The 25710-nt window shown below is 58.9% G+C and carries 25 protein-coding genes; 2 read left to right on the top strand and 23 right to left on the bottom strand.

All coding sequences use genetic code 11. The features are described 5' to 3' along the window. Window positions 1-56 precede the first annotated feature (56 nt). The 5 genes from fliT to AC3IX4_RS07870 all read right to left on the bottom strand — a co-directional run bounded on the left by fliT (window position 57) and on the right by AC3IX4_RS07870 (window position 3980). Window positions 57-350 (bottom strand): flagellar protein FliT, encoded by a 294-nt coding sequence (gene fliT, locus AC3IX4_RS07890; RefSeq protein ID WP_489260007.1) that lies wholly within the window; start codon window positions 348-350, stop codon window positions 57-59. A gap of 23 nt (window positions 351-373) precedes the next feature. Further along, window positions 374-760: a flagellar export chaperone FliS gene (gene fliS / locus AC3IX4_RS07885; protein WP_489260006.1), complete on the bottom strand. Its 387-nt coding sequence runs from the start codon at window positions 758-760 to the stop codon at window positions 374-376. A 173-nt stretch (window positions 761-933) separates the two neighbouring features. Next, window positions 934-2328, bottom strand: a complete 1395-nt coding sequence (fliD, locus tag AC3IX4_RS07880) for a flagellar filament capping protein FliD (protein WP_489260005.1) — start codon at window positions 2326-2328, stop codon at window positions 934-936. Between the two features lie 85 nt (window positions 2329-2413). Then, on the bottom strand, window positions 2414-2770 hold the full coding sequence (locus AC3IX4_RS07875; protein ID WP_489260004.1) for a flagellar protein FlaG: 357 nt from the start codon (window positions 2768-2770) through the stop codon (window positions 2414-2416). A 76-nt stretch (window positions 2771-2846) separates the two neighbouring features. Further along, window positions 2847-3980, bottom strand: coding sequence for a flagellin N-terminal helical domain-containing protein (locus AC3IX4_RS07870; protein WP_489260003.1), 1134 nt, complete (start codon window positions 3978-3980; stop codon window positions 2847-2849). Between the two features lie 227 nt (window positions 3981-4207). Between AC3IX4_RS07870 and AC3IX4_RS07865 the strand changes: the two genes are divergently transcribed. Then, the gene (locus tag AC3IX4_RS07865; protein WP_489260002.1) at window positions 4208-5845 is read left to right on the top strand and encodes a tetratricopeptide repeat protein; all 1638 of its coding nucleotides are present in this window, start codon (window positions 4208-4210) and stop codon (window positions 5843-5845) included. A gap of 119 nt (window positions 5846-5964) precedes the next feature. Here AC3IX4_RS07865 and AC3IX4_RS07860 read toward each other — a convergent pair whose 3' ends face one another. The 18 genes from AC3IX4_RS07860 to AC3IX4_RS07775 all read right to left on the bottom strand — a co-directional run bounded on the left by AC3IX4_RS07860 (window position 5965) and on the right by AC3IX4_RS07775 (window position 24879). Next, complete coding sequence (locus AC3IX4_RS07860) at window positions 5965-7554, bottom strand: methyltransferase domain-containing protein (RefSeq protein ID WP_489260001.1); 1590 nt, start codon at window positions 7552-7554, stop codon at window positions 5965-5967. Between the two features lie 128 nt (window positions 7555-7682). Next, window positions 7683-7994 carry a hypothetical protein gene (locus tag AC3IX4_RS07855; RefSeq protein ID WP_489260000.1) on the bottom strand — a complete coding sequence of 104 codons (312 nt, stop codon included), beginning with the start codon at window positions 7992-7994 and terminating at the stop codon, window positions 7683-7685. 637 nt (window positions 7995-8631) lie between these two features. Continuing rightward, entirely contained in the window at window positions 8632-9567 is a 936-nt protein-coding gene (locus AC3IX4_RS07850; RefSeq protein WP_489259999.1) for a ketoacyl-ACP synthase III, read from the bottom strand. A 296-nt stretch (window positions 9568-9863) separates the two neighbouring features. Beyond that, window positions 9864-11402 (bottom strand): flagellar hook-associated protein 3, encoded by a 1539-nt coding sequence (locus tag AC3IX4_RS07845; RefSeq protein ID WP_489259998.1) that lies wholly within the window; start codon window positions 11400-11402, stop codon window positions 9864-9866. A 14-nt stretch (window positions 11403-11416) separates the two neighbouring features. Further along, a complete protein-coding gene (gene flgK, locus AC3IX4_RS07840; protein WP_489259997.1) occupies window positions 11417-13456 on the bottom strand; it encodes a flagellar hook-associated protein FlgK in 2040 nt (679 codons plus the stop codon). Between the two features lie 10 nt (window positions 13457-13466). Further along, window positions 13467-14672, bottom strand: coding sequence for a flagellar assembly peptidoglycan hydrolase FlgJ (gene flgJ, locus AC3IX4_RS07835; protein WP_489259996.1), 1206 nt, complete (start codon window positions 14670-14672; stop codon window positions 13467-13469). A gap of 8 nt (window positions 14673-14680) precedes the next feature. After that, window positions 14681-15790: a flagellar basal body P-ring protein FlgI gene (locus tag AC3IX4_RS07830; protein WP_489259995.1), complete on the bottom strand. Its 1110-nt coding sequence runs from the start codon at window positions 15788-15790 to the stop codon at window positions 14681-14683. Window positions 15791-15802: 12 nt separating this feature from the next. Then, window positions 15803-16498, bottom strand: a complete 696-nt coding sequence (gene flgH, locus AC3IX4_RS07825) for a flagellar basal body L-ring protein FlgH (RefSeq protein ID WP_489259994.1) — start codon at window positions 16496-16498, stop codon at window positions 15803-15805. Between the two features lie 31 nt (window positions 16499-16529). Further along, window positions 16530-17315 carry a flagellar basal-body rod protein FlgG gene (gene flgG, locus AC3IX4_RS07820; protein ID WP_489259993.1) on the bottom strand — a complete coding sequence of 262 codons (786 nt, stop codon included), beginning with the start codon at window positions 17313-17315 and terminating at the stop codon, window positions 16530-16532. A gap of 57 nt (window positions 17316-17372) precedes the next feature. After that, window positions 17373-18113 carry a flagellar basal body rod protein FlgF gene (locus tag AC3IX4_RS07815; protein WP_489259992.1) on the bottom strand — a complete coding sequence of 247 codons (741 nt, stop codon included), beginning with the start codon at window positions 18111-18113 and terminating at the stop codon, window positions 17373-17375. Window positions 18114-18277: 164 nt separating this feature from the next. Continuing rightward, window positions 18278-18457, bottom strand: coding sequence for a hypothetical protein (locus AC3IX4_RS07810; protein ID WP_489259991.1), 180 nt, complete (start codon window positions 18455-18457; stop codon window positions 18278-18280). Between the two features lie 698 nt (window positions 18458-19155). Beyond that, window positions 19156-19386 carry a hypothetical protein gene (locus tag AC3IX4_RS07805; RefSeq protein ID WP_489259990.1) on the bottom strand — a complete coding sequence of 77 codons (231 nt, stop codon included), beginning with the start codon at window positions 19384-19386 and terminating at the stop codon, window positions 19156-19158. A gap of 69 nt (window positions 19387-19455) precedes the next feature. Further along, window positions 19456-20775 (bottom strand): flagellar hook protein FlgE, encoded by a 1320-nt coding sequence (gene flgE, locus AC3IX4_RS07800; protein WP_489259989.1) that lies wholly within the window; start codon window positions 20773-20775, stop codon window positions 19456-19458. Window positions 20776-20802: 27 nt separating this feature from the next. Further along, the gene (gene flgD, locus AC3IX4_RS07795; protein ID WP_489259988.1) at window positions 20803-21504 is read right to left on the bottom strand and encodes a flagellar hook assembly protein FlgD; all 702 of its coding nucleotides are present in this window, start codon (window positions 21502-21504) and stop codon (window positions 20803-20805) included. Window positions 21505-21517: 13 nt separating this feature from the next. Then, on the bottom strand, window positions 21518-21961 hold the full coding sequence (flgC, locus tag AC3IX4_RS07790) for a flagellar basal body rod protein FlgC (RefSeq protein ID WP_166569244.1): 444 nt from the start codon (window positions 21959-21961) through the stop codon (window positions 21518-21520). Window positions 21962-21964: 3 nt separating this feature from the next. Next, the gene (gene flgB / locus AC3IX4_RS07785) at window positions 21965-22375 is read right to left on the bottom strand and encodes a flagellar basal body rod protein FlgB (RefSeq protein WP_489259987.1); all 411 of its coding nucleotides are present in this window, start codon (window positions 22373-22375) and stop codon (window positions 21965-21967) included. 697 nt (window positions 22376-23072) lie between these two features. Next, window positions 23073-23900, bottom strand: coding sequence for a protein-glutamate O-methyltransferase CheR (gene cheR / locus AC3IX4_RS07780; protein WP_489259986.1), 828 nt, complete (start codon window positions 23898-23900; stop codon window positions 23073-23075). Between the two features lie 46 nt (window positions 23901-23946). Continuing rightward, on the bottom strand, window positions 23947-24879 hold the full coding sequence (locus AC3IX4_RS07775; protein WP_489259985.1) for a chemotaxis protein CheV: 933 nt from the start codon (window positions 24877-24879) through the stop codon (window positions 23947-23949). Window positions 24880-24948: 69 nt separating this feature from the next. On the opposite strand from AC3IX4_RS07775, the gene flgA reads away from it, so the two are divergent. Further along, window positions 24949-25701 carry a flagellar basal body P-ring formation chaperone FlgA gene (gene flgA, locus AC3IX4_RS07770; protein ID WP_489259984.1) on the top strand — a complete coding sequence of 251 codons (753 nt, stop codon included), beginning with the start codon at window positions 24949-24951 and terminating at the stop codon, window positions 25699-25701. Window positions 25702-25710 lie beyond the last annotated feature (9 nt).

The following is a 25710-nucleotide window of genomic DNA, read 5'->3' as shown; positions in this document are numbered from 1 at the left end:
TCAAAAAAGCGTGCACAGTCAAATTTATGGCGCGTTACATTTTTTGCATCAATCTGTCAGCGGAACAGATGGTAAACCTTTGTCGCCTTCTGTGCTTGGTTGAGGTGCGACATCTCGTCGGCTGCAGCCTTTCTTTCATCTGAAGTTATTTCAATAAGTTGCCGGTATACGCTGAGAAGCTCCTTGAGGTTTTCGCGTATCAGCGCCTGATTAATCGGCTGCTCATCCAAAACCTGTTCGACACACATTCGGCACGCCAGATCCAGCTCGCCGATCGCTTCCCAGTCGCGCATCAGCATGGCATCGACCAGTGCCTGGCGAGTATCCTGAATTTGTTGTAAAGCACTCATGTCAATCTCCCCAGGCAACAGGCCTATTCAGTAGTCGCGATGGCGTCCCAGCCCTCTTTGAGAGTCAGCAGCAAGGCTGAGACCTCATCGAGGATTTCGCTGTCATTAGACCGGTTCGCCTCATTCAAGCGACGCTCCATGTAGTCGTACAAATTGGCGTACTGCTGCGCAAGCTCACCACCCTTCTCGAAATCCAATGCCTCACGCAGGCCACCCACAATCCCCAATGCCTTGGCAATCAGGCTGCCTTTTTCGGCCAACTGCCCGCGCTGCATCGTGCCCTTGGCCTGCGCGATACGGCTCAGCCCGCCCGCCATCAGCATTTGAATCAACTGATGTGGCGTGGCGTCGGCCATTTGGGAGTGAGTGTTCACGTTTCGGTATTGGCGAAGCGCGTTCATCGGGTTCATGTCGGTACCTTTTTGATGACCTGAGCATTGATGCTTGCGATATCAGGCTATCGGCACAATTCAGGGATTCTTTAGACCTTTTCAACGCATCAGGCGTTAAAGTCCACCCCATCTGCGAAGCGTTCAAAAACGAAGGGCAGGTGCTGGACCTGCCCTTGTTGACCGCTGAAAAATCAGTCGTCGGAGACTTTGTTCAAGGCGTTCAGCGTGGTCATCACACTGCTGCTGGTGGCATTCAGCTGGGCGATCAGGTTGTCCATGGCGTTGTATTTGGCGTACAGCGTCGTCTCCACCTTTTCGATCCGCCGATCCAGCGCTTCCTGCTGCTTGGTGAGATTGCTCAAGGTTTCGTTGGCCGAGTCCGTGCGCTGGTCGAGCAGGCCGTCGTCCTTGGTGTAGATATCCAGGCTGCTGGACATCCGCGTCAAAAGCCCACCCTTGCCGGTAAAAAAACCTTCGACGGAAGCGGCGTTCTTGCTCAGGGCGACATCCAGCTTCTTGTCGTCGATTTCCAGCGTGCCATCGTTTTTCGAGGTCACGCCCATCTGCGACAACATGCTGATGGAGCCGCCATTGGTCGATGAGCCCATCAGTTCACTACGCAACGAACTGAGAATCGAACGCGTGGCCGAGTCCCCCGTCAAGGCCGCCGCCGTGCTGGTGGTCACACCGTCGCTATCGGTTTCCGTGGTGACGCTGGTGAGTTTCTTGATGGACGACACCAGCGTGTTGTAAGCATCGACAAAGGTCTTCACCGAAGACTTCAGGCCCGCGCTGTTGGTCGCCACTGTCAGGGTCGCTTCATCAGCCTTGACCAGAGTGAACTCAACCCCGCCGATGGCACTGCTGACCGTATTGGAAGCGCTGGTCATCGACAGCCCATCGATGGTGAACTGCGCATCGACAGCCGGCGCCTGGATATAGCCGCCTTCGGTGGCGGAAGCCTTGGTGCCGAACCCATCGATGTCCAGCTTGCTCAGGCTGCTGTCACCGCTCGCCGTGACGCTGATGTCAGTGCCCTCACCCGTCTTGGTCGAACTCAACACCAACCGCTGCCCGCCATCATCAGTGATGATGTTGGCGGTGATACCGTCTTCCTTGAGCTGAGTATTGATGCTGTCTCGAATGGTCGAGAGGCTGGCGTTGGCGGAAACGTTAACCGATAGCGGTGAACCGGCGCCCTGCTGGATCGTCAGCTTTCCGGCACCAAAGGTTTCAGTAGCACCGATGTACTGGGTGGCCACTTTCGAGGCGGTGGCCAGCACTGACGTCTTGATCTTGTACACACCGGCAGCCGCACCGGTGCCGAGGGTGGTCGTCAGAATATTTGTGTCGGAAGACTTGGCGGCCAATCCTGCGAAGGCAGTGGACGTATTGACACCCTTCATGGCCGTCTGGAAAGTTTCCAGCGCACTCTTGAGCGTTCCGATGGCGGAAAGCCTGGTGGTGGCAGTGGATTTCTGATCGGTGATCTGGGCCTGCTTCGGTGCTTTTTGGGCGTTGACCAACGCCGACACGATGGAATCGATGTCGATCCCCGACCCAACTCCATTGATCGAAGTGGCCATATGCATCTCCCCCCACACAAAATATTGGCGCTTAGCGCCTTGTTATGGCGACCGTGAATTTTTTATACAAAATCCGCGCCATTCATCATGCCCAGTCATTAAACAGAAGACTGTCGGCATCCTTGAGGCTTTGCGCCAATTTCAAGGCGATTTCGGAAGGTATCTGGCGAATCACCTCGCCACTGTCCCGCGCCACGACCTTGACGACGGTTTCCCCCGTGCTGTCATCCACCGAAAACTCGAGGTTTCGCTGAATCGACTGAACGAAGGTTTGAATACTGCTGACGGTGTCAGCCAGGTTTTGTGCAGCTGTATCGCGCTGGGCCTTGTCGCTGAGCGGCAAGACTTTGCTGGTTTCTGCCTGCAAGGGTTGCCGGTCAGCGTCACGAATGCTGGCGAAGGCGGCGATACCTGCGCTTTTCAGATTGGCATTTACATCCATCGGTCATCACCTCAGATACGCAAAACAAGAAAGGGCGCTAGGCGCCCCTTCTGTTATCGGCTTGTGAGGCTGATGCTTAGCCCAGCAGCTTCAGTACGGCAGATGGCAACTGGTTGGCTTGGGCCAGTACGGCGGTACCGGCTTGCTGCATGGTCTGCTGCTTGGTCATTTCTGCTGTTTCAGCAGCGAAGTCCACGTCCTGGATCGCACTGCGCGCTGCGGTCGCGCTTTCAGAAACGTTTTGCAGGTTGGAGATGGTGCTGTCTAGTCGGTTTTGTACGGCACCGAGGCTGGCGCGCTGGGTATCGATTTGCTTGAGGGCGGCGTCGATTACCTGAGTCGCCTTTTGCGCGGAGCTGGCGTCATTGATGTTCAGCGCTTGAACGGTGAAGCTCGAAGTAACCACAGCGGCCGAAGTTGTAGTAGTCAGACTACCAGTTGCCGATGCGACGGCGATATCGTTCCCGGAATTCAAGACGATACCAGTGCCAGCCTGATTAAGAGATGCAGTGACGCCGCTCACGTTGTTGTTGATCGAGCTGACGACGTCATTGATCGACGAGCCTTTGGCGATATCGATCGTTGCACCACCCAACTTCAAAGTAGAAGCAGTTGCGATAGTGCCAGTCGCGGTGGCTACGGTAACGGTCAAGTTTGCAGATGCCAGACCTGCCGAACCTTTAAGCGCAGTTGCGCTCATGTCGCTCAGAGTAAAGCTGACGGTTTCGTTGGCGTTGGCGCCGACCTGGAACGTCATGGTGCCTTTGTTACCCGCCTCACCATCCAGCAGCTTGATACCCGAGTTGCCACCACCGAAAGAGGTGGTCTTGGAAATACGGGTCAGCTCAGCCGTCAGGGATTTGAACTCTTGGTTCAAGGAAGCCTGATCTTCGCTGCTGTTACTACCGTTAGCCGACTGCAGCGACAGCTCACGCATACGCTGCAAAATGTTGTTGGACTCTTGCAGAGCGCCTTCGGCCGCAGCTGCGATGGAATTGGCGTCCTTGGCGTTCTTCACCGCCACGTCCAGCCCCTTTACCTGGCTGGTCAGACGGTTGGAGATCTGGGAGCCTGCGGCGTCGTCTTTGGCGCTGTTGATACGCAGGCCGGTAGACAAGCGGTTCATCGAGGTGCTCAGGGCGTTGGAAGCCTTGTTGAGGTTTTTCTGGACCGCCAGCGAGGTAACGTTGGAGTTGACAGTGAGAGCCATGACGAAATCCTTGTAAATGGAGGGCTACTGGGTATTGTGGCTCTCTGCCTTGGCTAAGCCTTCAAGCGGGTATTGAGAACCTTCGTAGTTGTTATCGTCTGCAAGCCTCCTGGCTTTAGCGCTTTTTTCACTTTTTTCTTGCGGCCACGCTTCTGCCGCATGGCCTCGTTTTTGCTACCCACTCTCCTACCGTCAACGCTACGTCATTTTCCAACACGGACTCCGCGATGCCCAATACTCAGGAGCAGGCCGAGCTGCAGAGCCTCGCCAAAGCCCTCACCCAGGCAGAAAAAAACAACAACACCGAGGCGTTGATACGCCTATACAAAAAGCTGCTCAAGCTGACTCCGGACCTGGCATTGGCTCATGCTCAATTAGCCCATCTGTATATGGAGCAGAAAGATGAAGCTGCCGCCTTACCCCATATCGAGCAGGCGCTGGCCCGTCCACCAGAAATCAAGGTCGACCAAACCCTGTTCAACCACTTGAGCAAAAGCCGCCGCTTTATCGACAATTTGCCTCAAGCACAGCAATGGTTCGAGGACGCCCCCAACCTCTGGCGCTTCAAACTTCTGTACGAAGCCCTGATCAAGGCCAATCGGCAAGAAAAAGCCGAACGCCTGATTCAGCGGATACTGGAAGGCCAACTCCAACCCTCTGAGCAGGCTCAACTTCTGGTGCTTTTGGCCCAGCTTTATTATTCCCAGGCTCGCTACCACGACAGTATCGGCTGCTATCATCTTGCACTGCAATTAAGGCCGAACGAAGAGTCTCAATTGCTCAACCTTGCCGCAACGCTGGAACAAGTTGGACGCTACCAGGAAGCCTTCGACTACTACCAGCAAGTTCTGGCAATAGAGCCCGAACACACCGGCACTCACCACAATCTCGCGCTGATCATGCTTCGCTTGGGTGAATTCGAAGCGGGCTGGAAACATCACGAATGGCGCTGGGCCCAAGCCCAAAAAGATCAATACCAGGAGTTTTCCATTCCGCGCTGGCAAGGCGAACCACTCGATGGAAAGACCCTGCTGGTATGGGCTGAGCAAGGTATAGGCGATCACATCATGTTTGCCAGCATGCTTAACGAACTCAGAGCGCTGGGGGGAACCCTGCATTTCGAGATCTATGCGCGCCTGGACAAGTTGTTCGAGCGCAGCTTTGCCGGAGTTAACTTCATTCGCCGCGAGCATCTGGCCAGCGAAGAGCACGGCAATGTTCAACTGTTCAAACAAAGCTGGCCGCAAAGCGATTACCAAATCCCGATGGCCAGCCTGGCAACGCTTTTTCGCTCGTCACTTGAAAGCTTTCCAGCGCAAAAACAGTATTTGCAGGCAGATGATGCGCAAACTTCGGAATTTCGTAATGACTATCAGGATTTGTTCCCCGGAAAACGCCTGATTGGCGTGTCGTGGCGCGGCGGCGGCACCGTTCAGAACGACAAGCAAAGCCGTCTGATCCCAATGGCCGATCTGCAGATTCTGGCTTCGCTACCGAACGTACAACTCATCGACCTACAATACGGTGATACGCGCGAAGAGCTGGAGGAAGCACGGCGCCATGGAGTCGACATTCATCATGACGAACGCGTAGACCCCAAACGCGATCTCGACATTCAGGCAGCGCAAATCTCAGCACTCGATGCGGTGGTCAGCATCGACAACACCACCGTCCACCTCGCCGGCGCACTGGGCATACCGACTTACATCCTGGTACCGCTGAACCCGAACTGGCGCTGGGGACTGAATGAAGGCAACACTTACTGGTATGGCAACGCCAAAATCATTCGCAACCGCGACTTGAACAACTGGGAAGATGCACTCATGCGCACATGTAATCTGCTCAAAACCGACAAAGTCGTCTAAGCACCTCACAAAAAATGCCCCTCATCTATCGATACGGGGCATTTCTATTTAGGATCATCGCAGCTGCCAAGCTTACAAACAGCTCGTATCACGGGGTGTCGTTTTAGCTACAACAACCCTCAATCCAATCGCTTGAACACACAAAAACCGCGATTGATCACACCATCATCCTTGAGCACGCCACGATACAGCAAGAAGAATCCTTGCTCGTAGAAGTGGGACATATTCTCGAAGAACTGAGCATCGTTGCGCACTAGATCGTTACTCTCGATCACAACGATACCACCCGGCTCAAGCATAGTTTTCAGGTCACTTACGTAGTCCACCATCGGTTTGCCGATCCAGACATGCACAGCGAACGAAAAGATCAAGTTGAACTTGCCAGGATTGCTCTGGCGGTACTCTTCAAACGACGACGCCAAGAATTCGCAATTATCGGCACCATGGAAACCGGCCAACTTGCGAGCAATCTTAATCAGCGAATCGTTGATATCAAAGCCAACATAGCTGCCGACATTTTTCGAGACTTCAACACCAAAGCAACCAATATTGCAGCCGATATCCAACACCCGAGCATCCGGCTCGAGCCACTGATCCAGCGAATACTTCTCGAAGCGATGAAGCGTTGGGCGCTGGCCTGGCATATTCCAACCTTCGTGCCCCTGATACAGTTCGCGCTTGCGCCCAAACTGCTGGTCTTGAGCTAGGAAAATCCCATGCACATCGAGTAGACAAGCACGCCATTCATTGTTTTCAAGCGCCTCGCCTGGCGTTGCGAAGTAGCACACGACCTGCTGCCCATCACTTACGCCCAAGCGCTCACGAATGGAATGCTCAGCGAACACTTCCACAACTTCTTCGCTGTTCGGGGTCACCGCACGACGAAACAGCACGGGGGCGTACTTTTCTTGGAAATGCACGAAGCCCTGGTAGTACCAATAACCGATGCGCGCCCGCGGGATGTGCTGGTAGGCGGCGGGATAAACAACCTGCTCACCCGCTTCGTAGAAAGCGGGAGTGATCGTTTCAGCGACATCACTGAATTTGAACGTTAATGCCAGATTCAGGGTACCCGGTTCAATGCGGGACCAGCCACAAAGGTCAAGGATGCCGTCATGGCGCTCCGGGTTGATCTCCAGAATCTCCCGCTCACCCGGTGGCCCTCCGGCAGATTTGCTGGAACGGGAAAACACCTGTGCGGTACCGCAGTAATACTCACTGCTCGCCTTGCGCTTGCCCAGCAACATTTCCAGCTGGGCAGTAATAGTTTTGACGTCGCCTTTAGGCTGCAGTGCAGAAAGGCGCCCAATCCAGTGATACGCCTCATCCAGGTGCCCACGATGCAGCGCTAGCGTGGCCAGCGAGCGTATAGCTGTGACATGACGCGGCTCGATAGCAACAGTTGTTAGAAAGCAGCTATGGGCGGCATCGAAATCGCCGCGACGATTCAGCAGGCTTCCCCAAAAGAAATTGGCGGCCATGTCATCCGACGCCCGCTCCCACGCCTCCTGCAGATGAGGCTCAGCCTGAGCGTCACGCCCTACGTGCAGCAAGGCAGAACCCAACGCGACTTTGAACGCCAGGTCTTGGGGATACTCGGCAACCAAAGCCAGGTATTCGACAATGGCCTCCTCGACATGCCCCTCACCATGTTGTTTCTGAGCACGCGCAAAACGCTCCTCATGGGCGGACGCTGGATTGACAGTCATTTACTACCTCGGCAAATAGGGCTAAGGCGAAGGCACTAGGCCTTCGCAGGCAGATGCTGCCTTTCGTCGCGTCAAACTAGACGCAATTTTGACAGCGTGGAGGTAGGTGCAAAAACAAGGCCAATCAATTACATCCGGGCTCCCGGATCGCCTCGCTTCATCCCGCCCAATACCGCCTCGACTACACCCTTGGCCATTTCCATGGAATGCAAGGTGTTCAAGCCCAGGCCCCGGCAGTGACTGGGGACTTGTTCGATCATTTTGTTGAGAGTGTCGATTCCGTTTTCCAGGAACAAGGCGGTGTGGATCAGGGCGTCTTCGGCGTGGATGCCGGGCTGGACGGCGAACAGAGGCATGTGGCCTGCGTTGCAGTTGTCGATGGGTGTTTTGATTGTTTTGGCGAGGATTTTCTTGGGAGGATCTGGAGTTAGTTTTTTCATATCAGTCTCTCTCTTGAGCCACCAGCCAGTCGTTACCACACGATGGGTGGCAGCTGTACGCGGGGTGGTAAACCGGCAGAGACTAGACCGGCAGAGCCGAAGCTCTCCCGCGTACAGCCGCCATATTGGCAGCAAGTCTATGCCGGGTTACCACACCCGATCGCTGAACATTCAGCGACCCGAAAATCCTAGTGGTAGAGCTTCCCAGACACAATCCTCACAGCGGCGACAGCGCGCGTAGGATAGGTCCTAGGACCATGATCGCGCCAGATGTCGGCATATTTGCTTACGTTGTTTTCGGACCGGTCCCGGGCAAAATACGGACGACTGACTGGCTACTGGAGCAAGGCTTGCCTGCGATAGAACCACCGCGGTGCGTCAGGTAAGTCCTCTCGCGGGCAAGCCCAGCTCCTACCCCGATCGGTGGCGCGCACTGAGGTAGGAGCACGGCTTGCCGGCGATGGAACCCATGCAGTCTGATCGTTTGGCATTTACAGTTGAGTCGACACGGTCAAAATTTGCATCGGCTGGGCTGACGTTATCGCGAGCAAGCTCTGCTCCTACACACCAACCCGGTAAAACAGAAAAGGCGCACTTGCGGGTTAGCAAGCGCGCCTTTTTTTGTGCGATTAGCGGGTTATGGGCGGTAGATGATCGCCGAGCCCCACGACAGGCCTACACCGAAACCGCTCAGGGCTACGCGCTTCCAGCTGGCATCCAGCACGTGTTTCTCCAACAGCAGCGGGATGCTGGAGGAGACGGTGTTGCCGGTCTCGACCATGTCTTTGATGAATTTCGCTTGCTGCTCGGGCTGCTCTTCGAAGCGGCGGGCCACGGCGTCGACGATGGCGGCGCTGCCCTGGTGGATGCAGAAGGCGTCGATGTCGTCGGCCTTGTAGCCCGATTCTTCCAGCAGTTCGTGCAGGTGGGCTGGCACTTTGAGCAGGGCAAAGTTGAAGACTTGGCGGCCGTTCATGTAGAACACGCCGTCGCTGACCTTCAAATGCGGTGCGCCCGAGCCGTCGGTGCCGAATTTGGCCTTGCCCAGCTGCCAGGGGGCGTCTTCGCCCATCCAGGTGGCCGTGGCGGCATCACCGAACAGCATGGTGGTGTTGCGGTCTTCGGGGTCGACGATTTTCGAATACGGGTCGGCGGTGACCAGCAGGCCGTTCTTGAGGCCTGCGGCTTCCATGAAGCCTTTGAGGGCGTAGATGCCGTAGACGTAGCCCGAGCAGCCCAGGGAGATGTCGAAAGCGGCCACGCAGGTCGGCAGGCCCAGTTTGTCCTGGACGATGGCGGCGGTGTGCGGCAGGCCCTCTTCGTCGCCGTTTTGGGTGACGACGATCAGCGCGTCAATCGACTCGCGCTTGAGTTCTGGGTTGAGGGCGAACAAGGCATTGACGGCCTCGACACACAGGTCGGAGGTTTCTTGGGTGTCATCTTTGCGGGGCAGAAAGGCCGAGCCAATCTTGCCCAGAATGAACTCTTCGTTCTTCTCGAACTTGGCACCCTGCGCGTAGTTATCCAGGCCTTGAGCAGGCACGTAACTCGCTATGCTTTTTATGCCAATCATCATGGCTTCCCAATAATAAACAGCTGAAGATCACCACTCGCGTGAATTGAGGGGCGCCGAAAAAAACGGGATAAATCCTACGCCTGGCATAGGCGGCGTGGATGATACCTGAAGCAATTCAAACAAATCGCGCCGTCCGAGGCCAGTATCATCCGCTAATACAATACAGGGAAGATGCGCGTTTTGACTTATTGGTCACACTCAAATGCAGCCGCAAGGGCTTAAGGATGGGCCAGAACAGCGCGGCCAGCGTCCGGCAACCCCTTGAAAAGGCTGCCGCCGCTGGCCGCGAGCCGTCAGAGCTTGTTGAACAGGCTCAGCTGGGAGATTTTCGCAAAGGCCAGTTGCGAGGCCTGGAGCATGGTTTGCTGCAAAGTCAAGGTTACGGAGGCGGTCGAAATGTCGGTATCGCCAATCGCCGACTGAGTGCTTTTATTGGCCAGGTCCAGGCTCAGGTTTTCCTGCTTTTGAATTTCCAGCGAATTACTGCGCGCACCGATTTCCCCACGAACCAGATCGACCCGATCCCGGGCACTGCCCAGGTTACTGATGGCCGAGGCGACTGCGTTGTTCAACTGGTTGGTTGAACCGGCCTCGGTAGACGGCACCATCAGCGCCTTGCGAAGCTGGCCGAGGGTGTCGAGCACGTTCTGGGTGTTGTGGGTATTGGCCTGCACCGAAAACTGATCGTTGCCGCTGGGCGCCGGATCGAAGGTGAGGCTCACCCCCGCGACGGTCAGGGTTGTTCCGCTGAAAGGGCCACTTTTGATCGGTTTGCTGCTGTCGCTGTAGGGCTGGGCATACAGCTCGTATTCGGAGTCGCTGGTGAACTTGATCACCGCCCCGCCACTGGGAAACGTACTCAGGTAGGCGGCAGGGTCTTTGATTTCTGTGTTCGTGACCTGGGCCGTCGAATTGCCCGCACTGCGCGTCGTGTTGATCGAGTCAGGCTTGGCTTGCAAGGTAAAGGTATGGCCGGCAATGACGCTGTCAGTCTCGCCCTCCTGCAGGTTGACCTCCATCTTGAAGTCCACCCCCCGGAAGTTGATGGTCAGGGAGTTTTCTTCGTTTCGATCAAAGGTCCCCTTCGTCACATTGCCGTCTTTGTCGGCAATGCTGTACTCGGTCGCACTGCTGAAGGTCAGGGTGTACGGCTGGCCCTCTTTGAAGGATTGGGTGTAGCTGCTCGTCGAATTGAGCAGGCCATCGGAGACGGTGACGCGACTGGCGCTGTCCGCTGGTGCTGTCTGTGTTGCCTGGGTGCGGCTGTTGTTGGTGGCTGATTCGAAGATGCTGTAGCCGGTATCGCTGGTGGCCATGCGCAGGGTGTCGGATACCTGCACGCTCAGTTGAGTCTGGTCGCCCTGATAGCTGTAGGTGCCATCGCCGTTGCGCACATAGGGTGGCGTTGAACTCTTCGAGCCCGCAAACAGGTAGCCGCCACTGGCGTCCTTGGAATTGAGCATGCCGAACACACTTTTTTCGATTTCTCCGATTTCCGCCGCAATCGAGGCGCGGTCAGGGTCGCTCAGCGCGGCGCTGCCTGCCTGGATCGCCAGCTCACTGGCGCGCTGCATGGCATCGAAGATACTCGACAGCACGCCCTCTTCCTGATTGAGCGCGTTGGTAGCGGTGGTGATATTGCCGCTGTACTGGCCTAGCAGTGCGCTCTGTTGCTGCAGCATCAACAGTTTGGCAGCGCCAATCGGATCGTCGGCTGCGGTCTGGATGCGTGAGCCGGAGCTGATCTGCTCGGTGGTCTTGGCGGTCTCGGCAAAGCTTTTTTGATAGCTCGCCGCGCTGGTCTCAAAGTACTGAGAAGTGGAAATGCGCATGGTCGACTATCTCCTTAAAGGGCGTTGATCAAGATGCTGAAGGTTTCCTGCGCAGCCTTGATGATCTGCGAAGACGCCGTGTAGTACTGCTGGAACTTGACCAGGCTCGCCGCCTCGTCGTCGAGGTTGACGCCCGACACTGAATCTCGACTGGACTTGGCCGACGTCAGGATCGCTCCCGTGGCGCTGGTGTCGATCTGTGCCTGGCTGGCCTTGGCGCCCACTCGCTCCACCAGCGAGGCATAAGCGGAGGTGAAGCTGCTGCCGGTGCCGGAATCAGTGCCGACCGCGGCTTTGGTCTGCAGGTTCAGCAGTGATTGAGCGTTGCGATTGTCCGACTTGCCATCCACGTTAAACGCGAAGGTGAAGCTGTCGCCGTTGGCCGGGGCGCCGGACACGGTGGTCTTGAATTCAAAGCTCTTGGGTTTGCCGTCCGCGCCAAGAATCGGGTTGCCCTGCTCATCGCGCATGGTCACGGTGATGGGCCGCTCGCTCGCTTGGCCGGGCGAGATAGTGCCTGCGTCGACGGTATTGCCCTTGGCGTCATACACCGTGTACGCCTGAGTGCCATTGCTCGCCTCACCGAACACCATTTTGACGGGCAAGGCGTCACGAATGAATGCCTGGTTTTCAGCCAGGTCGGCGCCGTAGATATCCAGGGCGCTGCTCAACGCTGGCGGGGTGACAGTGCCCGTCCCACCGTTGCCGGTGCCTGTGCTGGCCGTGATCGCGCCAGCAAAGGCCAGCGTGTTGGCGTCGGTCATGGTCGTGGTAATGGTGCTGGCGGCACTGCGCGTCGGGATGATCTTGAAGCTGTCGCCCTCTTTCAGCTCTCCGTCCTTGTTGAGCGCAAGGGAGAAGCCGTCAATGACCGGCGCGGGGTCTTTGGTGATGTCGAAACTGCCCTTGGACGTGCCGTCCGAACGCATCACGCTGTAAGTCGTTGGGCTGGTGAAGGTCACCTGATAATCGTAGATGCTCAACTGGCCGCTCTTGGCGATGGTCACATTCAAGCTGCCGGAGCCTTCGTTGTTTGACGAAGCCAGGCTGCGCTGGCTCATCGCCAAGTCGCTATTGATACTGGAAAACAGCGAGGCGCCAAACTGGCCATTGGCGTCCAGGCCCTGCCCCAACTGGGTGTTGATGCTATCGGCCACCACCAGCGCGACGCGCCCCAATTCGTTCTGCGCCGGGATCAGCACGTCGCTGCGATAACGCAGCAGGCCACCTATTTCGCCACCCGCAATCACCGAGGTCACGTCAGAACTGAAGTCCTGATAGTTGACCTTGACGCTGTACTGGCTCGCGTCGGGCACTCCCGGCACTACCGACAAGGTATTGGAGCGGTTGCCGGTCACCAGCGACTGGCCGGTGCCCAGGTACACGTCGTAGACCCCTTCACGCTCTTGCACGGTTACGCCCACCAGTTCGTTGAGCGAGCGCACCGCTTCGTTGCGGGCATCGAGCAGGCTGTTGGGGCTGGTGCCAGCGGCGGACAGCTGGGTGATCTGCTGGTTGAGGTCAGCAATGCCGGCGGTCAGTTTGTTGACTTGGTCCGTCAGCGTGGTGAGCTGCCCATTGATGCTGTCGTTCTGCTGCTTCATCTGCGAGGCGATGGAGTTGAAGCGGTTGCTCAGGGTCTGGGCGTTGGTCAGCAGCAGTTGGCGCGAAGCGAGGTCGGCGGGTGCAGCCGAAGCCGTCTGCAATGATGCGAAGAAGCTGGAAAGCACCGAGCTGATACCCGTGGTGCTATCCGCCAGCAACTTATCCACCGACGTAATCTGGTTCAGATACGCCGACGCATCGCCACTCAGCGAAGTCGCCATCTGCAGCTGATTCTCCAGATAGCCGTTATAAATCCGCCGCACATCCGAGATGGTCGTCCCCGTCCCCAGATACCCCACCCCGATATTCTGCAGGGCACCGGCGCTGTTCACGGTCTGCTGGCGCGAGTAACCCGAGGTCGCCACGTTGGCGATGTTGTTACTGGTGACTGCCAGCGCGGCCTGGCTGGAGTTCAACCCGCTCAGCCCGATCGAAATCAGATTCGACATGCTTCAACCCTTATAAATTCGTGGTGCCGCCTGCCATGGCGTAATTTTGATAAGACTTCATTTGCCGGGCGATCTGGGTGATCTTGCTGGCGTAGTGCGGGTCGGTGGCGTAGCCGGCTTTTTGCAGCTCGCGCGCAAATTGCTCCGGGTTATCGGCCGACTTCAGTACACCTTGATAGCGATCGTTGTTCTGCAACAGGCTCACCAGGTCGTGAAAGCTGTCCTGGTAGGAGTCGTAGGAGCGGAATTCAGCGGTTTCCTTGACCATCTGGCCATTGCGAAATTCGCTGGTGATGGCCCGCGCCTGATCGCCCGCCCAGTTGCCGGTGGCCTTGATGCCGAACAGGTTGTGGCTGCTGCTGCCATCGCCCTGGCGCATCACCGATTTGCCCCAGCCGGTTTCCAGTGCGGCCTGGGCCACCAGCACGGTGGGGTCGACGCCGATGCGCGCGGCTGCTTCCTTGGCCATCGGCAGCATGGTGGCGATAAATTCATCGGAGTTGCTGAAGGCTTTTTTCGCTGGCGCCAAAGGTGGCTGGGCGATGCTGCGGCCCAAGATGCGCATCGAGTCGCCGGGGGCCGTTGCAGCGGAGTTCACGTTTACCAGTGCTTTGCCTTGAATGCCCGAGGTGTCGATCAGCTTGTTCGACGCCACCGCCTCCGTGGCGGAAGGGACGATGCCTGCGAGCAATCGGTCGGCGAGCTTGCTGGGCAAGGCCAGGCGCCGCTGGTTGAGCAGCGCCATGTCGTTACGCCCGGCTTGCGTACCCTCAGCGCCGGTAATGGCTTTGCTGTCGGCCGCCGCGCTGCGGGTCGCCCACAGTGGGCGCTGCACCTGCGCATCGCTATGGGCCAACGGGCCGCTGGTGGGCGCTGGGCTATGGGCTTTGTTTTTCGACAGCTGACGCATCAGCACATCCTGCAAACCGATGCCCCCGCCCTGCCGGGAAAGGCTGACCGACAACTGCTGGTCGTACATTTGCTGGTATTGCTTGGTGGTCTCGGTGTTGAGCGGGTTGTCCTTGGCGATCACGTCGCTGGCCTGGCGCATGGACTTGAGCATTTCGTTGAGAAACAACGATTCGAATTCCTGCGCGACTTTGCGCAGGTTGCTCTCGCTGTCTCGGTCGCCCACTTTCATCGAGTTGAGGCGATTGAGGTCGGTGTAGGCGCCGCTGTCGGCCACGCTGCCGACACCGCTTTTGGGGATGCTCATGGCCGGCCTCAGATGACGATCAGGTCGGCCTGCAAGGCGCCGGCCTGTTTCAGGGCTTCAAGGATCGCCATCAGGTCGCTTGGGGCTGCGCCCACCTGATTGACCGCCCGCACGATCTCATCCAGCGTGGTGCCGGGGCCGAACTTGAACATCGGCTTGGCTTCCTGCTGGGCGTTGATTTTGGAGCGTGGCACCACTGCCGTTTCGCCGTTGGAAAACGGGCCGGGCTGGCTGACGATCGGGTCTTCGGTGATGGTCACGGTGAGGCTGCCGTGGGTGACGGCGGCTGGCGAGACCTTGACGTTCTGGCCGATCACGATGGTGCCGGTGCGCGAGTTGATGATGACCTTGGCCACGGCTTGGCCGGGGTCGATCTCGAGGTTTTCCAGGATCGACAGGTAATCGACGCGCTGGTTGGGGTCCAGCGGTGCGGTGACGCGCACGGAACCGCCGTCGACAGCCTGGGCCACGCCTGGGCCAAGCAGTTCGTTGATCTTGTCGACCACGCGCTTGGCGGTGGTGAAGTCTGGGCGATTGAGGTTCAGGGTCAGGCTGTTGCCCTGGTTGAAGCCACTGGGCACGGCCCGCTCCACCGAGGCACCACCGGGAATCCGCCCGGCCGACGGCACGTTGACGGTGATTTTAGAGCCGTCGCGCCCTTCGGCATCGAAGCCCCCCACCACCAGGTTGCCCTGGGCGATGGCGTAGACGTTGCCGTCGATGCCCTTGAGCGGGGTCAGCAGCAGGCTGCCACCGCGCAGGCTCTTGGAGTTACCGATGGACGACACGGTGATGTCGATCACCTGCCCAGGCTTGGCGAACGCCGGCAGGTCGGCGTGTACCGACACCGCGGCGACGTTTTTCAGCTGCACGTTGCCCGACCCCGGCGGCACCTTGATACCGAACTGGGAGAGCATGTTGTTGAAGGTCTGCAGGGTGAACGGGGTTTGGGTGGTCTGGTCACCCGTGCCGTTCAAGCCCACCACCAGGCCGTAGCCAATCAACTGGTTGGAGCGCACGCCCGAAATGCTGGCGATGTCTTTGAGCCGCTCGGCCTGGGCCGAGAATGCCGCTGCCAGAAGCAGTACCGCCGCCATCATGTGCTTGAAATTGAGCATGATCATCCGACCCTAGAAAGGCCACAGCGGGCTTAAGAAAAACCGGTCAAGCCAGCCCGGCTGGTTGGCGTCGGCAAAGGAGCCCGTGCCCGAGTAGGTGATGCGCGCATCGGCCACCCGGGTCGAAGACACGGTGTTGTCGGTGGCGATGTCGTCGGCGCGGACCATGCCGGCGATGCGCACCAGTTCGTCACCGGTGTTCAGGGTCATCCACTTTTCGCCGCGCACGGCCAGAATGCCGTTGGGCAGCACATCGGCCACGGTCACGGTGATCGAGCCGGTCAGGGTGTTGCCCTGGGCCGCCTTGCTGTCGCCCTTGGTCGCACGGCTGCCGCTGTAGCCGGCGTCCAGGCTCAGGTCGCCGCTGCCGAACGGGTTGTTGGTTGATACGCCGGCGCCAAACAACGAGGTCAGGCCAATGTTGGTGTTGCTGTTCTTGGAGATTTGCGAGCCTGCGTTTTTGCTGGCCTGGGTTCGCTCGTTGAGGGTGATGGTGATCAGGTCACCGACCCGGAACGCCTTGCGGTCGCCGTACAGGTTCTGCTCGAAACCGGCCTGGTAGATCGAGCCGTTGTTGGCCGCCGCGGGCAAAGGCGTGCGCGGCAACACCGGCGCGTAGTACGGGTCGTTGGGCTTGGGCGGCGGGCTGACGCAACCGGCCACAAGGGCGGCCGCCCCCAGGGCAAGAACAGATAACAGGCGATTCATGACGCAGACCTCGCGGCGTAGCAAACTTCAATTACAGATTTTGGGTGACGAACGAGAGCATCTGGTCGGCGGTGGAGATCACCTTGGAGTTCATCTCGTAGGCCCGCTGGGTGGTGATCATGTTCACCAGCTCTTCAACGGTGCTGACGTTGGAGTTTTCCAGGGTGTTCTGCAGCATGCTGCCGAGGCCGTTCAGGCCCGGGGTGCCAACTTGTGGCGCGCCGCTGGCGGCGGTTTCCAGGAACAGGTTGCCGCCAATGGCTTGCAGGCCAGCCGGGTTGATGAAGTCGGCGGTCTGTAGGTTGCCGATCACTTGGGAGGCGGCGTTGCCGGCCGTGGTGATCGAGACGGTGCCGTCCTGGCCCACGGTGAAGGTTTGCGCGTCGTTGGGGACGACCACCGCAGGTTCCAGGGCCATGCCGCTGGCGGTGACGATCTGGCCGTCGGAGTTCAGGTGGAAGGTGCCGTCACGGGTGTAGGAAACGGTGCCGTCCGGCTGCAAGACCTGGAAAAAGCCACGGCCATTGATGGCCATGTCCAGCGGCTGGTCAGTGGTTTGCAGGCTGCCGGCGGTGAAGTTTTTCTGGGTGCCGACAATGCGCACACCGGTACCCAATTGCAGGCCCGAGGGCAGTTCGCTGTCTTGGGTCGACTGGGCGCCCGGCTGGCGGCGCACCTGGTACAGCAAGTCCTGGAACTCGGCGCGATCACGCTTGAAGCCGGTGGTCGAGACGTTGGCCAGGTTGTTGGAAATGGTGGTCAGGTTCATGTCCTGGGCGGACAGGCCTGTCTTGCTGACCCAAAGAGCCGGAAGCATGCTGTTCTCCTCGTGCGCCTGTTTTAAGGCGCTACGTGTGTGTAATTAGGCCGGTGGTTAGCTGACTTGCAAGACACGCGCCATGGCTTCGTCGCCTTCCTTGGCCGTGGTCATCATCTTGATGTGCAGCTCGAATTGCCGCGACAACGCCAGCACCGAGGTCATTTCCTCGACGGCATTGACGTTGCTCGCCTCCAGAAACCCGGACACCACGCGCACACCGGCATCGGCGACGGCGGGTTGGCCGTCTTGGGTGTGGATCAGGCCGTCGGTGCCCTTGACCATGTTTTTAAGGTCCGGGTTGACCAGCTTGATGCGGTCGACCTCGGCCATGACCCGCGGGCCTTCGCCCATGGCGCGGATGCTGATGGTGCCGTCTTCGCCGATTTCGACTTTTTGCTCGGGCGGCACGGCAATCGGGCCGCCGTTGCCCATGACAGGCATGCCGTTACCGGCGCGCAGCACGCCCAGGGCGTCGATGTTCAGACTGGCGGTGCGCACATAGCCTTCGCTGCCGTCCGGGGTTTGCACCGCGATCCAGCCTGCGCCGCCCACGGCCACGTCCAAATCGCGACCGGTTTCCTGCAGGGCGCCGGGGGTGAAGTCGGTGGCGGGGCGTTCGGTCATGGCGTAGGCGCGGGCTGGAAGGCCGTCACCGAATACCGGCATGGAACGAGCCTGCTCCAAGTCACGCTGAAAGCCGGTGGTGGAAATGTTCGCCAGATTGTTGGCGTGAGCCTTTTGCGCCAGGGCATTTTGGCTGGCACCTGTCATCGCCACGTAAAGCATCTTGTCCACAACGCACTCCTCTCACCAACGGCTGTCGCTTTGTTGGGATAGAGCAATTATCGGACCAACTCTGGTGCAGCCGAGGAAAGCCTTGTATTACGGGGCTTTGGGGGGGGGGTTATGGGGGATGACGGGCGTCGGTAAAACGGCGGTGTTTTGCCGCCAGCGGCAACCTAAGGGCGGCAACCGGCATTGTTGAAGGGGCCTGCGAATTTCATCCAGCCTTTGCCGGGGTCGACCTGGGCGCACATGTAACGACCGGTGGACAGGCTTTGCCATTTGAAGAAGGGGGCCGGGGCGGATTGGGCCGGGAGGGAGAGGAGTAGCAGTGCGGCAATTAAGATTTTTTGCATAGGGGACCTATTAGCGGGGCAACCCTGTGTGTGCGGCTTTAGCCGGGCAAGGCCTCCAAGTGCTTGCCTTGGGTTTTGCGCTGTTGTCCAAATCGAGCGCCGCCCGCGCGGCGCATCGCGACCAAGGGCTAGGCGCCCCCGTCGCTCCTACATTTGTTGCAACGTGCCATGGCCTGTGAGATTGGAGTTGTCAGCCACGCGCAATCGCGCAATCCCCACCGAGCCCACAAAAATCAAAAGCCGAATCACCAAGGCTAACAACCCCTACCCCACAGGCCATGGCACGTTGCAACAAATGTAGGAGCCGGCTTTAGCCGCGATGCGCCGCGCGGGCGGCGCTCGATTTGGACAACAGCGCAAAACCCAAGGCAAGCACTTGGAAGCCTTGATACGGTTCTCCTCCCTTCATTCTCAGGGTGAACCCGCAGAATGCCTGTCAACAGATTGCATGAGCCCCACGAGGTGCCCGCCTTGGCTTTTCCTTTGCTCTTGAGATCGCGCGCCGCCCGCGCGGCGCATCGCGGCTAAAGCCTGCTCCCATTTGTTGCAACGTGCCATGGCCTGTGAGAGTGGAGTTGTCAGCCACGCGCAATCGCGCAATCCCCACCGAGCCCACAAAAATCAAAAGCCGAACCACCAAGGCTAACAACCCCTACCCCACAGGCCATGGCACGTTGCAACAAATGTAGGAGCCGGCTTTAGCCGCGATGCGCCGCGCGGGCGGCGCTCGATTTGGACAACAGCGCAAAACCCCAGGCAAGCACTTGGAAGCCTTGATACGGTTCTCCCCCTTCATTCTCAGGGTGAACCCGCAGAATGCCTGTCAACAGATTGCATGAGCCCCACGAGGTGCCCGCCTTGGCTTTTCCTTTGCTCTTGAGATCGCGCGCCGCCCGCGCGGCGCATCGCGGATAAATCCGCTCCCACATCTATTATTTCCCACAGGCCCCACAGGTCATGAGCCTTAACTGGTCGGCATTAAGGCAATATCTGTCTCATCAGGTCATCTGCAGGATGGTCTGCATGATGGTGCTTTCGGTGGAGATGGTCTTGGCGCTCGCCTGGTAGTTGCTCTGGGCCTTGATCAGGTTGACCAGTTCGCTGGTCAACTCGACGTTGGAGTCTTCCAGGGCGCCCGAGGCGATTTCACCCATGGTGCCGGCATTCGGCACCCCCACCACCGGCACGCCGGAGGAGTAGGACTCTTTCCAGTTGGTGCCGCCAACCGGGGTCAGGCCCTGGTTGTTGGCGAAGTTCGCCATGGCCACCTGGCCGACAGCCTTGTCCTGGCCGTTGGTGAAGCTGGCGAACAGCACGCCGTTGCTGTCGACGGTCAGGCCTGCCAGTTCACCGGTGGCATAGCCGTCCTGGGACTTGGCGGTGACGGCCGAGGTGGAGTTGTATTGGGTGGCGGCCAGCATATCCAAAGTGATGCCGGTGGCATTGGACGCCGCGCCGTTGGCTGCCCAGCTGTCATCGGCCTGTTTGGCCGCGGGCGTCCAACCGGTCAGGCTGAAGGTTTTGTCGTCAGTGATGGTCATGCCCCCCGCCACTGCGCCCGGCTGCATGGCGTCTTTGTCGATAGAACCATCAGACTTGAACGTCAGGGTATTAACCAGCGGATCGGTCTTGCTCGGGTCGGCCGGGCTGCGACCGTCGATGGTGGTGTACATCGTCCAGGAGTTGGCAGCATCGTTTTTCACGAAGTACTGATTCATCTGGTGGACGTTACCCTGGCTGTCGTAGACATCAGTATTGAAGGTGTAGTTGTAGCTGTTCACCGTTGCCGGGTCGAACGGCGTAACGCTTGGCTTGGCGGCGCTGGAATTGAGGTTCATGGTTTCGGCAACGGTGCCGGTGCTTTTCGGCGAGATGTTCGAGCTGTCGATCCGCAAGTCAGTCAAGGCGCCCGGAATCACGGTGCCGCTGGCGTCCACGCCGTAGCCCTGCAGGTTGTTGCCGTTGACGTCGACCACATTGCCTTGCTTGTCGCTGTAGAAGGCGCCGGCCCGGGTGTAGATTTTCGAGCCGTTGCTGTCGAGCACGAAGAAGCCGCTGCCATTGATTGCCAGGTCAAGGCTTTGACCGGTGGCGCCGATATTGCCCTGGCCGAACAGCTGGGAAACAGAGGCGGACGCCACACCGCTGCCGACGGTGGTCTTGCCGGTGGTGGCGCGGATCGACGCCGCATACTGGTCGGCAAAATCGACGCGCGAAGATTTGAAGCCGGTGGTGGCAACGTTGGCGATGTTGTTGCCGGTAACGTTCAATGCCTTGTTGGCAGCGTTGATGCCGCTCAGGCCGATATTGAAGGACATAGTCTGACTCCTGCCGCTTGATCGGCCTTAAATTCCAATGGTTTGAACGTTCGACAGGGCAACGCTGCCCAGGCCTGCAAGGTTGAGCATCATTTCCCCGCCGTTGGTGCCCATGGTCACGCTGTTGACCGTGGCTGGCAGGCTGGTGGTCATGGCCGTCGCCACGCCGTCGACGGTAGCGCTGGCCTTGAAGGTGTAGGTGCCGGCATCGACGGCCTGGCCGTCACCGTCCTTGCCATCCCAGCTAAAGCTCACATTGCCGCTGGCCTGGGTACCCAGGTCGATCGTGCGAACCAGCTCACCGGCGCTGTCGTAGACACCCACAGTGGTGCCGGTGCTGGACGAGGTCAGGTTGATCGAGCCATCCACACCCTTGGCGGGGTCGAGCACCGCCGAGTCGGTTTGCACGATCACGCTGCGCCCCACCAAGGATGAGGCCTGCAGCGCCTGGGACGACTGGAAGGAGCTCACGATGGTGTTCACCGAATCGTTGAGCGACTGCATGCCTTCCAGGCTGCTGAACTGCGCCAGCTGGGCAACGAATTCGCCGTTGTCTTGCGGGTCCAGCGGGTTCTGGTTTTGCATCTGGGTCACCAGCAATTGCAGGAACGCATCCTTGCCCAGCGCACTGCCAGCCGTGCCGCTGTTGGCATTGGCCGTGTTCGTCTGCTTTTGCAGCGAGCTCAGCACCGAGGTGCTGACGTTATTGGAGGTATCGGTGGTGCTCATGCCAAACCCCTTATCACTGACCCAGCGTCAGGACTTTCTGCATCATGGTTTTCGCGGTGTTCATCAATTCCGCGTTGGTCTGGAACGAACGGCTGGCCGAGATCATGTCGGCCATCTCTTCGACCACATTGACGTTCGGGTAATAGACGTAGCCGTCCTTGTTCGCCGCCGGATGGTTGGGCTCGTAGCGGGCCTCCAGATTGCTCTGGTCTTCCACCACACCCAACACCTGCACGCCCTGCCCGGCTTCGCCTTGATCCTGGAACAGCGATTGGCCGACACCGTTCTGGGCCTGCTCGAAGGTGGTGGCGAACACGGGGTGGCGGGCGCGATAGGTCTGGTCGATGCTGGACGAGACGGTTTCGGCGTTGGCGATGTTGCTGGCGACGGTGTTAAGGCGCGTGGTCTGGGCACTCATGCCACTGCCGGCGATGTTGAACACATTGGCGAGGGACATGGATTACTCTCCGCGCAGGGCCGACATCAGCCCTTTGAATTTACTGTTGAGCAGCGTGAAACTGGCCTGGAAGCCCACCGCGTTTTGCGCGTAGTTGGACTGCTCCATCTGGGCATCGACGGTGTTCTGGTCGACCGAGGGCTGCATCGGGGTGCGGTACTTGAGCGACTCATCGCCAATGCTGGCCAGCCCATCGGCTTCGATGTGGCGAGCGTTGGTGCGCTCCAGCGAAAAGTGGCCAGACGCGCTCTTGCTGCTCTGGGCCGCCAGCACATCGGCGAAATCCAGGTCACGTGCCTTGTAGTTCGGGGTGTCGGCATTGGTGATGTTGTTGGCCAGCACCTCGGCACGCTGGGCGCGAAAGCCCAGTGCTTTTTCATGGATGCCGAGCGCCTTGTCGAAGCTGATGCTCATGTCGAAAAACCTGCGCGGGTTTGGCCAAAGGGATCGTTGAGCAAGCTTGAGCAAACAGCGTGCCAACTAGCTAAGGGCCTTTAATCGCGGGGTTTGGGGGATTTGCCGCAGGCGGCAACGGCAGGAAAAGCGGCAAGGAATTACCGCTTGGTGGCGATGGAGCGGCAATGGGGGCCATCAAAAGCTTCGCGGGTAAACCGGGATGCCGGACCACCACTCTCACACGCCGCCGTCCGGTAGGAGCCAGGCTTGCCTGCGATGAATGCGCCGCGGTTTACCTGATGTACCGCGGTGTGGCCATCGCAGCATAGGTATCTACACATCTTTTGGTGTACTGCATTTCGTAGCAGTGGACGAGTAGAACGAGGCCACGTCCGGCTGCGCAGCAGTCGTAAAACCTGGCACTTCAGTATTCAGATACACCGCGAGTACAGGCTTTGCGAGGACTACGTCCCCGGACCTGGCCTCGCTGAACTCGTCTACTGCTACGAATGTAGCCGCTGACGAGGTACGAGGCTGCGATCGGCAGCGAAGCGGCCGTAAAACCTGAGACCGTAATCCATCAGGCACACCGAAGGGCCTGAATTTACGACGGCTTCGCCGCCGATCGCAGCCTCGTACCTCGGCAGCGGCTACAAGAGCCGCGCTGCCCCAGAATTGTGTAGATACCTATGGCCATCGCAGGCAAGCCTGGCGCCTACCTGGCCTGGTAGATGATCCCTGGGCTGCACTGGACCATCTGATAGTGATCCGGCAAGCCGTTCAAGGCTTCCGATGCGCCCAGAAACAGGTAACCGCCCGGCTTCAGGGTGCCGTGGATGCGCAACAGGATGTCTTTTTTGAGCTGGGCCGAGAAATAGATCAGCACATTGCGGCAGAACACGATGTCGAACTTGCCTAAGGCAGCATAGCTGTCGAGCAGGTTGAAGGCGCGAAACTCGACGCGACCGCTCACCGGTGGCTTGATCGCCCAGCGCCCCGCCCCCTTGGGGTCGAAATAGCGATGCAAACGCTCCTGCGACAGGCCGCGGGCGATGGCCAGGCTGTCGTACTCACCCGTTTTGCAGGTATTGAGCATGGAGCCGGACACGTCGGTGGCCACAATCTGTGCACCCATGCGCAATTGGCCCAGGTTGCTGCGCTCGAACTCGTCGATGGCCATCGACATCGAATAGGGCTCCTGCCCCGATGAACAGGCCGCCGACCAGATCCGCAGGCGCTGGCCCGGGTTGGCCTTGATCTGCTCGGGCAGCACTTTGTTCTTCAGCACTTCAAAGGGGTAGGTGTCGCGAAACCAGAGGGTTTCGTTGGTGGTCATGGCATCGACCACTTGCTCGCGCAGACCGCTGCGTGGTTGGGACTGGATGCGTTGCACCAACTCGCTCAGCGACTTGATCCCCTGCTGCTCCATCAGCTTATTGAGGCGGCTGGCTACCAGATACTGCTTGTTCTCGCCCAACAGAATGCCACAGGCTTTTTCCAGAAAAATCCGGAATTGCTCGAAATCCAGGTTACCCGTAGACAAATTTGCCGCCTCTAAAAACCATGTGTGCTGCCAAGGGCTTGCGCCCTTAGCTGTTATCCGTTGCCTTGATGCGGTCGACCACGCGGGCGGCCAGATCGTCCGGCTTGAACTTGGCCAGAAAATCGTCCGCCCCCACTTTCTTGACCATCGCCTGGTTGAAGACACCGGACAGGGAAGTATGCAGGATGACATGCAGCTTTTGCATGCGCGGGTCGTTGCGGACCTCCGCGGTCAGCGTGTAGCCGTCCATCTCCGGCATTTCGATGTCGGAAATCATCATCAGGAACTCTTCATCCGCGCGCTTGCCTTCGTCGGCCAACTTGCGCAGGTAGTCCAGCGCCTGGCGGCCATCGTTGAGCGCCACCACTTCGACCCCTACCGTTTGCAAGCAACGGGTGACCTGCTTGCGCGCCACCGAAGAGTCGTCCACCGTCAGCACCCGCAGTGAGACAGCCTTGTGCTGGATCGCCTCATCCACGACACCAGCGGAGATGGTTTCATTGGCGGGTGCTACTTCTGCCAGGACCTTCTCCACGTCGATGATTTCCACCAACTGGTCGTCAACCCGGGTCACGGCCGTCAGGTAATGATCATGACCCGTGCCCTTGGGCGGCGGATGGATCTCTTCCCAGTTCATGTTGACGATGCGCTCCACCGAGTGCACCAGAAAGCCCTGAACCTTGGTGTTGTATTCCGTGATGATGACGAAGGTGTTCTGCACATCGCTGATCGCCGGCAAACCCGTCGCCATCGCCAGATCCAGAATCGGCAGGGTCGACCCGCGAATGTGCGCCACGCCGCGAACCACCGGGCTTGATTTGGGCAGCATGGTCAGCTTGGGGCACTGCAGCACCTCACGCACCTTGAACACGTTGATCCCATAGAGCTGCTTGCCGTTAAGTCGAAACAACAACAGCTCAAGTCGATTCTGCCCCACCAGCTGAGTGCGCTGGTTGACCGAATCCATTACACCCGCCATGTCAGACTCCTTTGATCGAACCCGTGGACCGTATCCAGTCAATCGGCACGGCCCTTGCTTTTTAGTGACATGAACGCAAAAACGACAGTATTCCGACGCCCGGCCCGTCACCTGCTACGCGCCCTGCCCCTGCTCTGCTTGATAGCTCAAAGCCATCAATCGTTGGCGGACGGCGTTACCTTGCCCGAACAGCTTATCGGCGTCACTCAGGGGTTTCTTGAGTTCACTGTCGAAGATTATTTGGCGAGCAGCCAAACCGAAGGGCGCTTCGAGATCCAGGTCAACCCGCTGGACCCTCGCTTGCGTATGCCGGGGTGCGACAAGGAATTGACAGCCACCCTGGAAAGCCCGGCGCAGCCCATGGGACGCGTCACCGTACGAGTGCGCTGTGATGGCAGCGGCCCCTGGACGGTGTTCGTGCCCGCCCAGGTGAAGCTGTTTCGCAATGTGGTCAGCGTCACCCGCCCGCTCAAGCGCGAAAGCATCGTGGGCGAGCAGGACGTAGCACTGCGCGAGCGGGATGTGGGTTTACTCAGCCAGGGATACCTGACCTCGCTGGATGAGGCCGTTGGCCAAAAACTGGTGAGGGCGACCGTTATCGACCAGGTATTGACCCCGGCACACCTGGAGCAGGCCGAGGTGGTGCGCAAGGGCGATCATGTGGTGATCATCGCCCGCAGTGGCACGTTGAGCGTTCGCATGCCGGGCGAAGCCTTGGTCAAGGGCGGGCTGAGCGAGCAGATCAGGGTGCGCAACCTCAACTCCAAGCGCGTGATCAAGGCGCGGGTCACGGGGCCTGGGCAAGTGGAAGTGGCTATGTGAATAGCTATG

It is taken from the genome of Pseudomonas sp. KH_021 (assembly GCF_057838865.1).
This window is presented reverse-complemented; position numbering and strand designations above follow the sequence as displayed.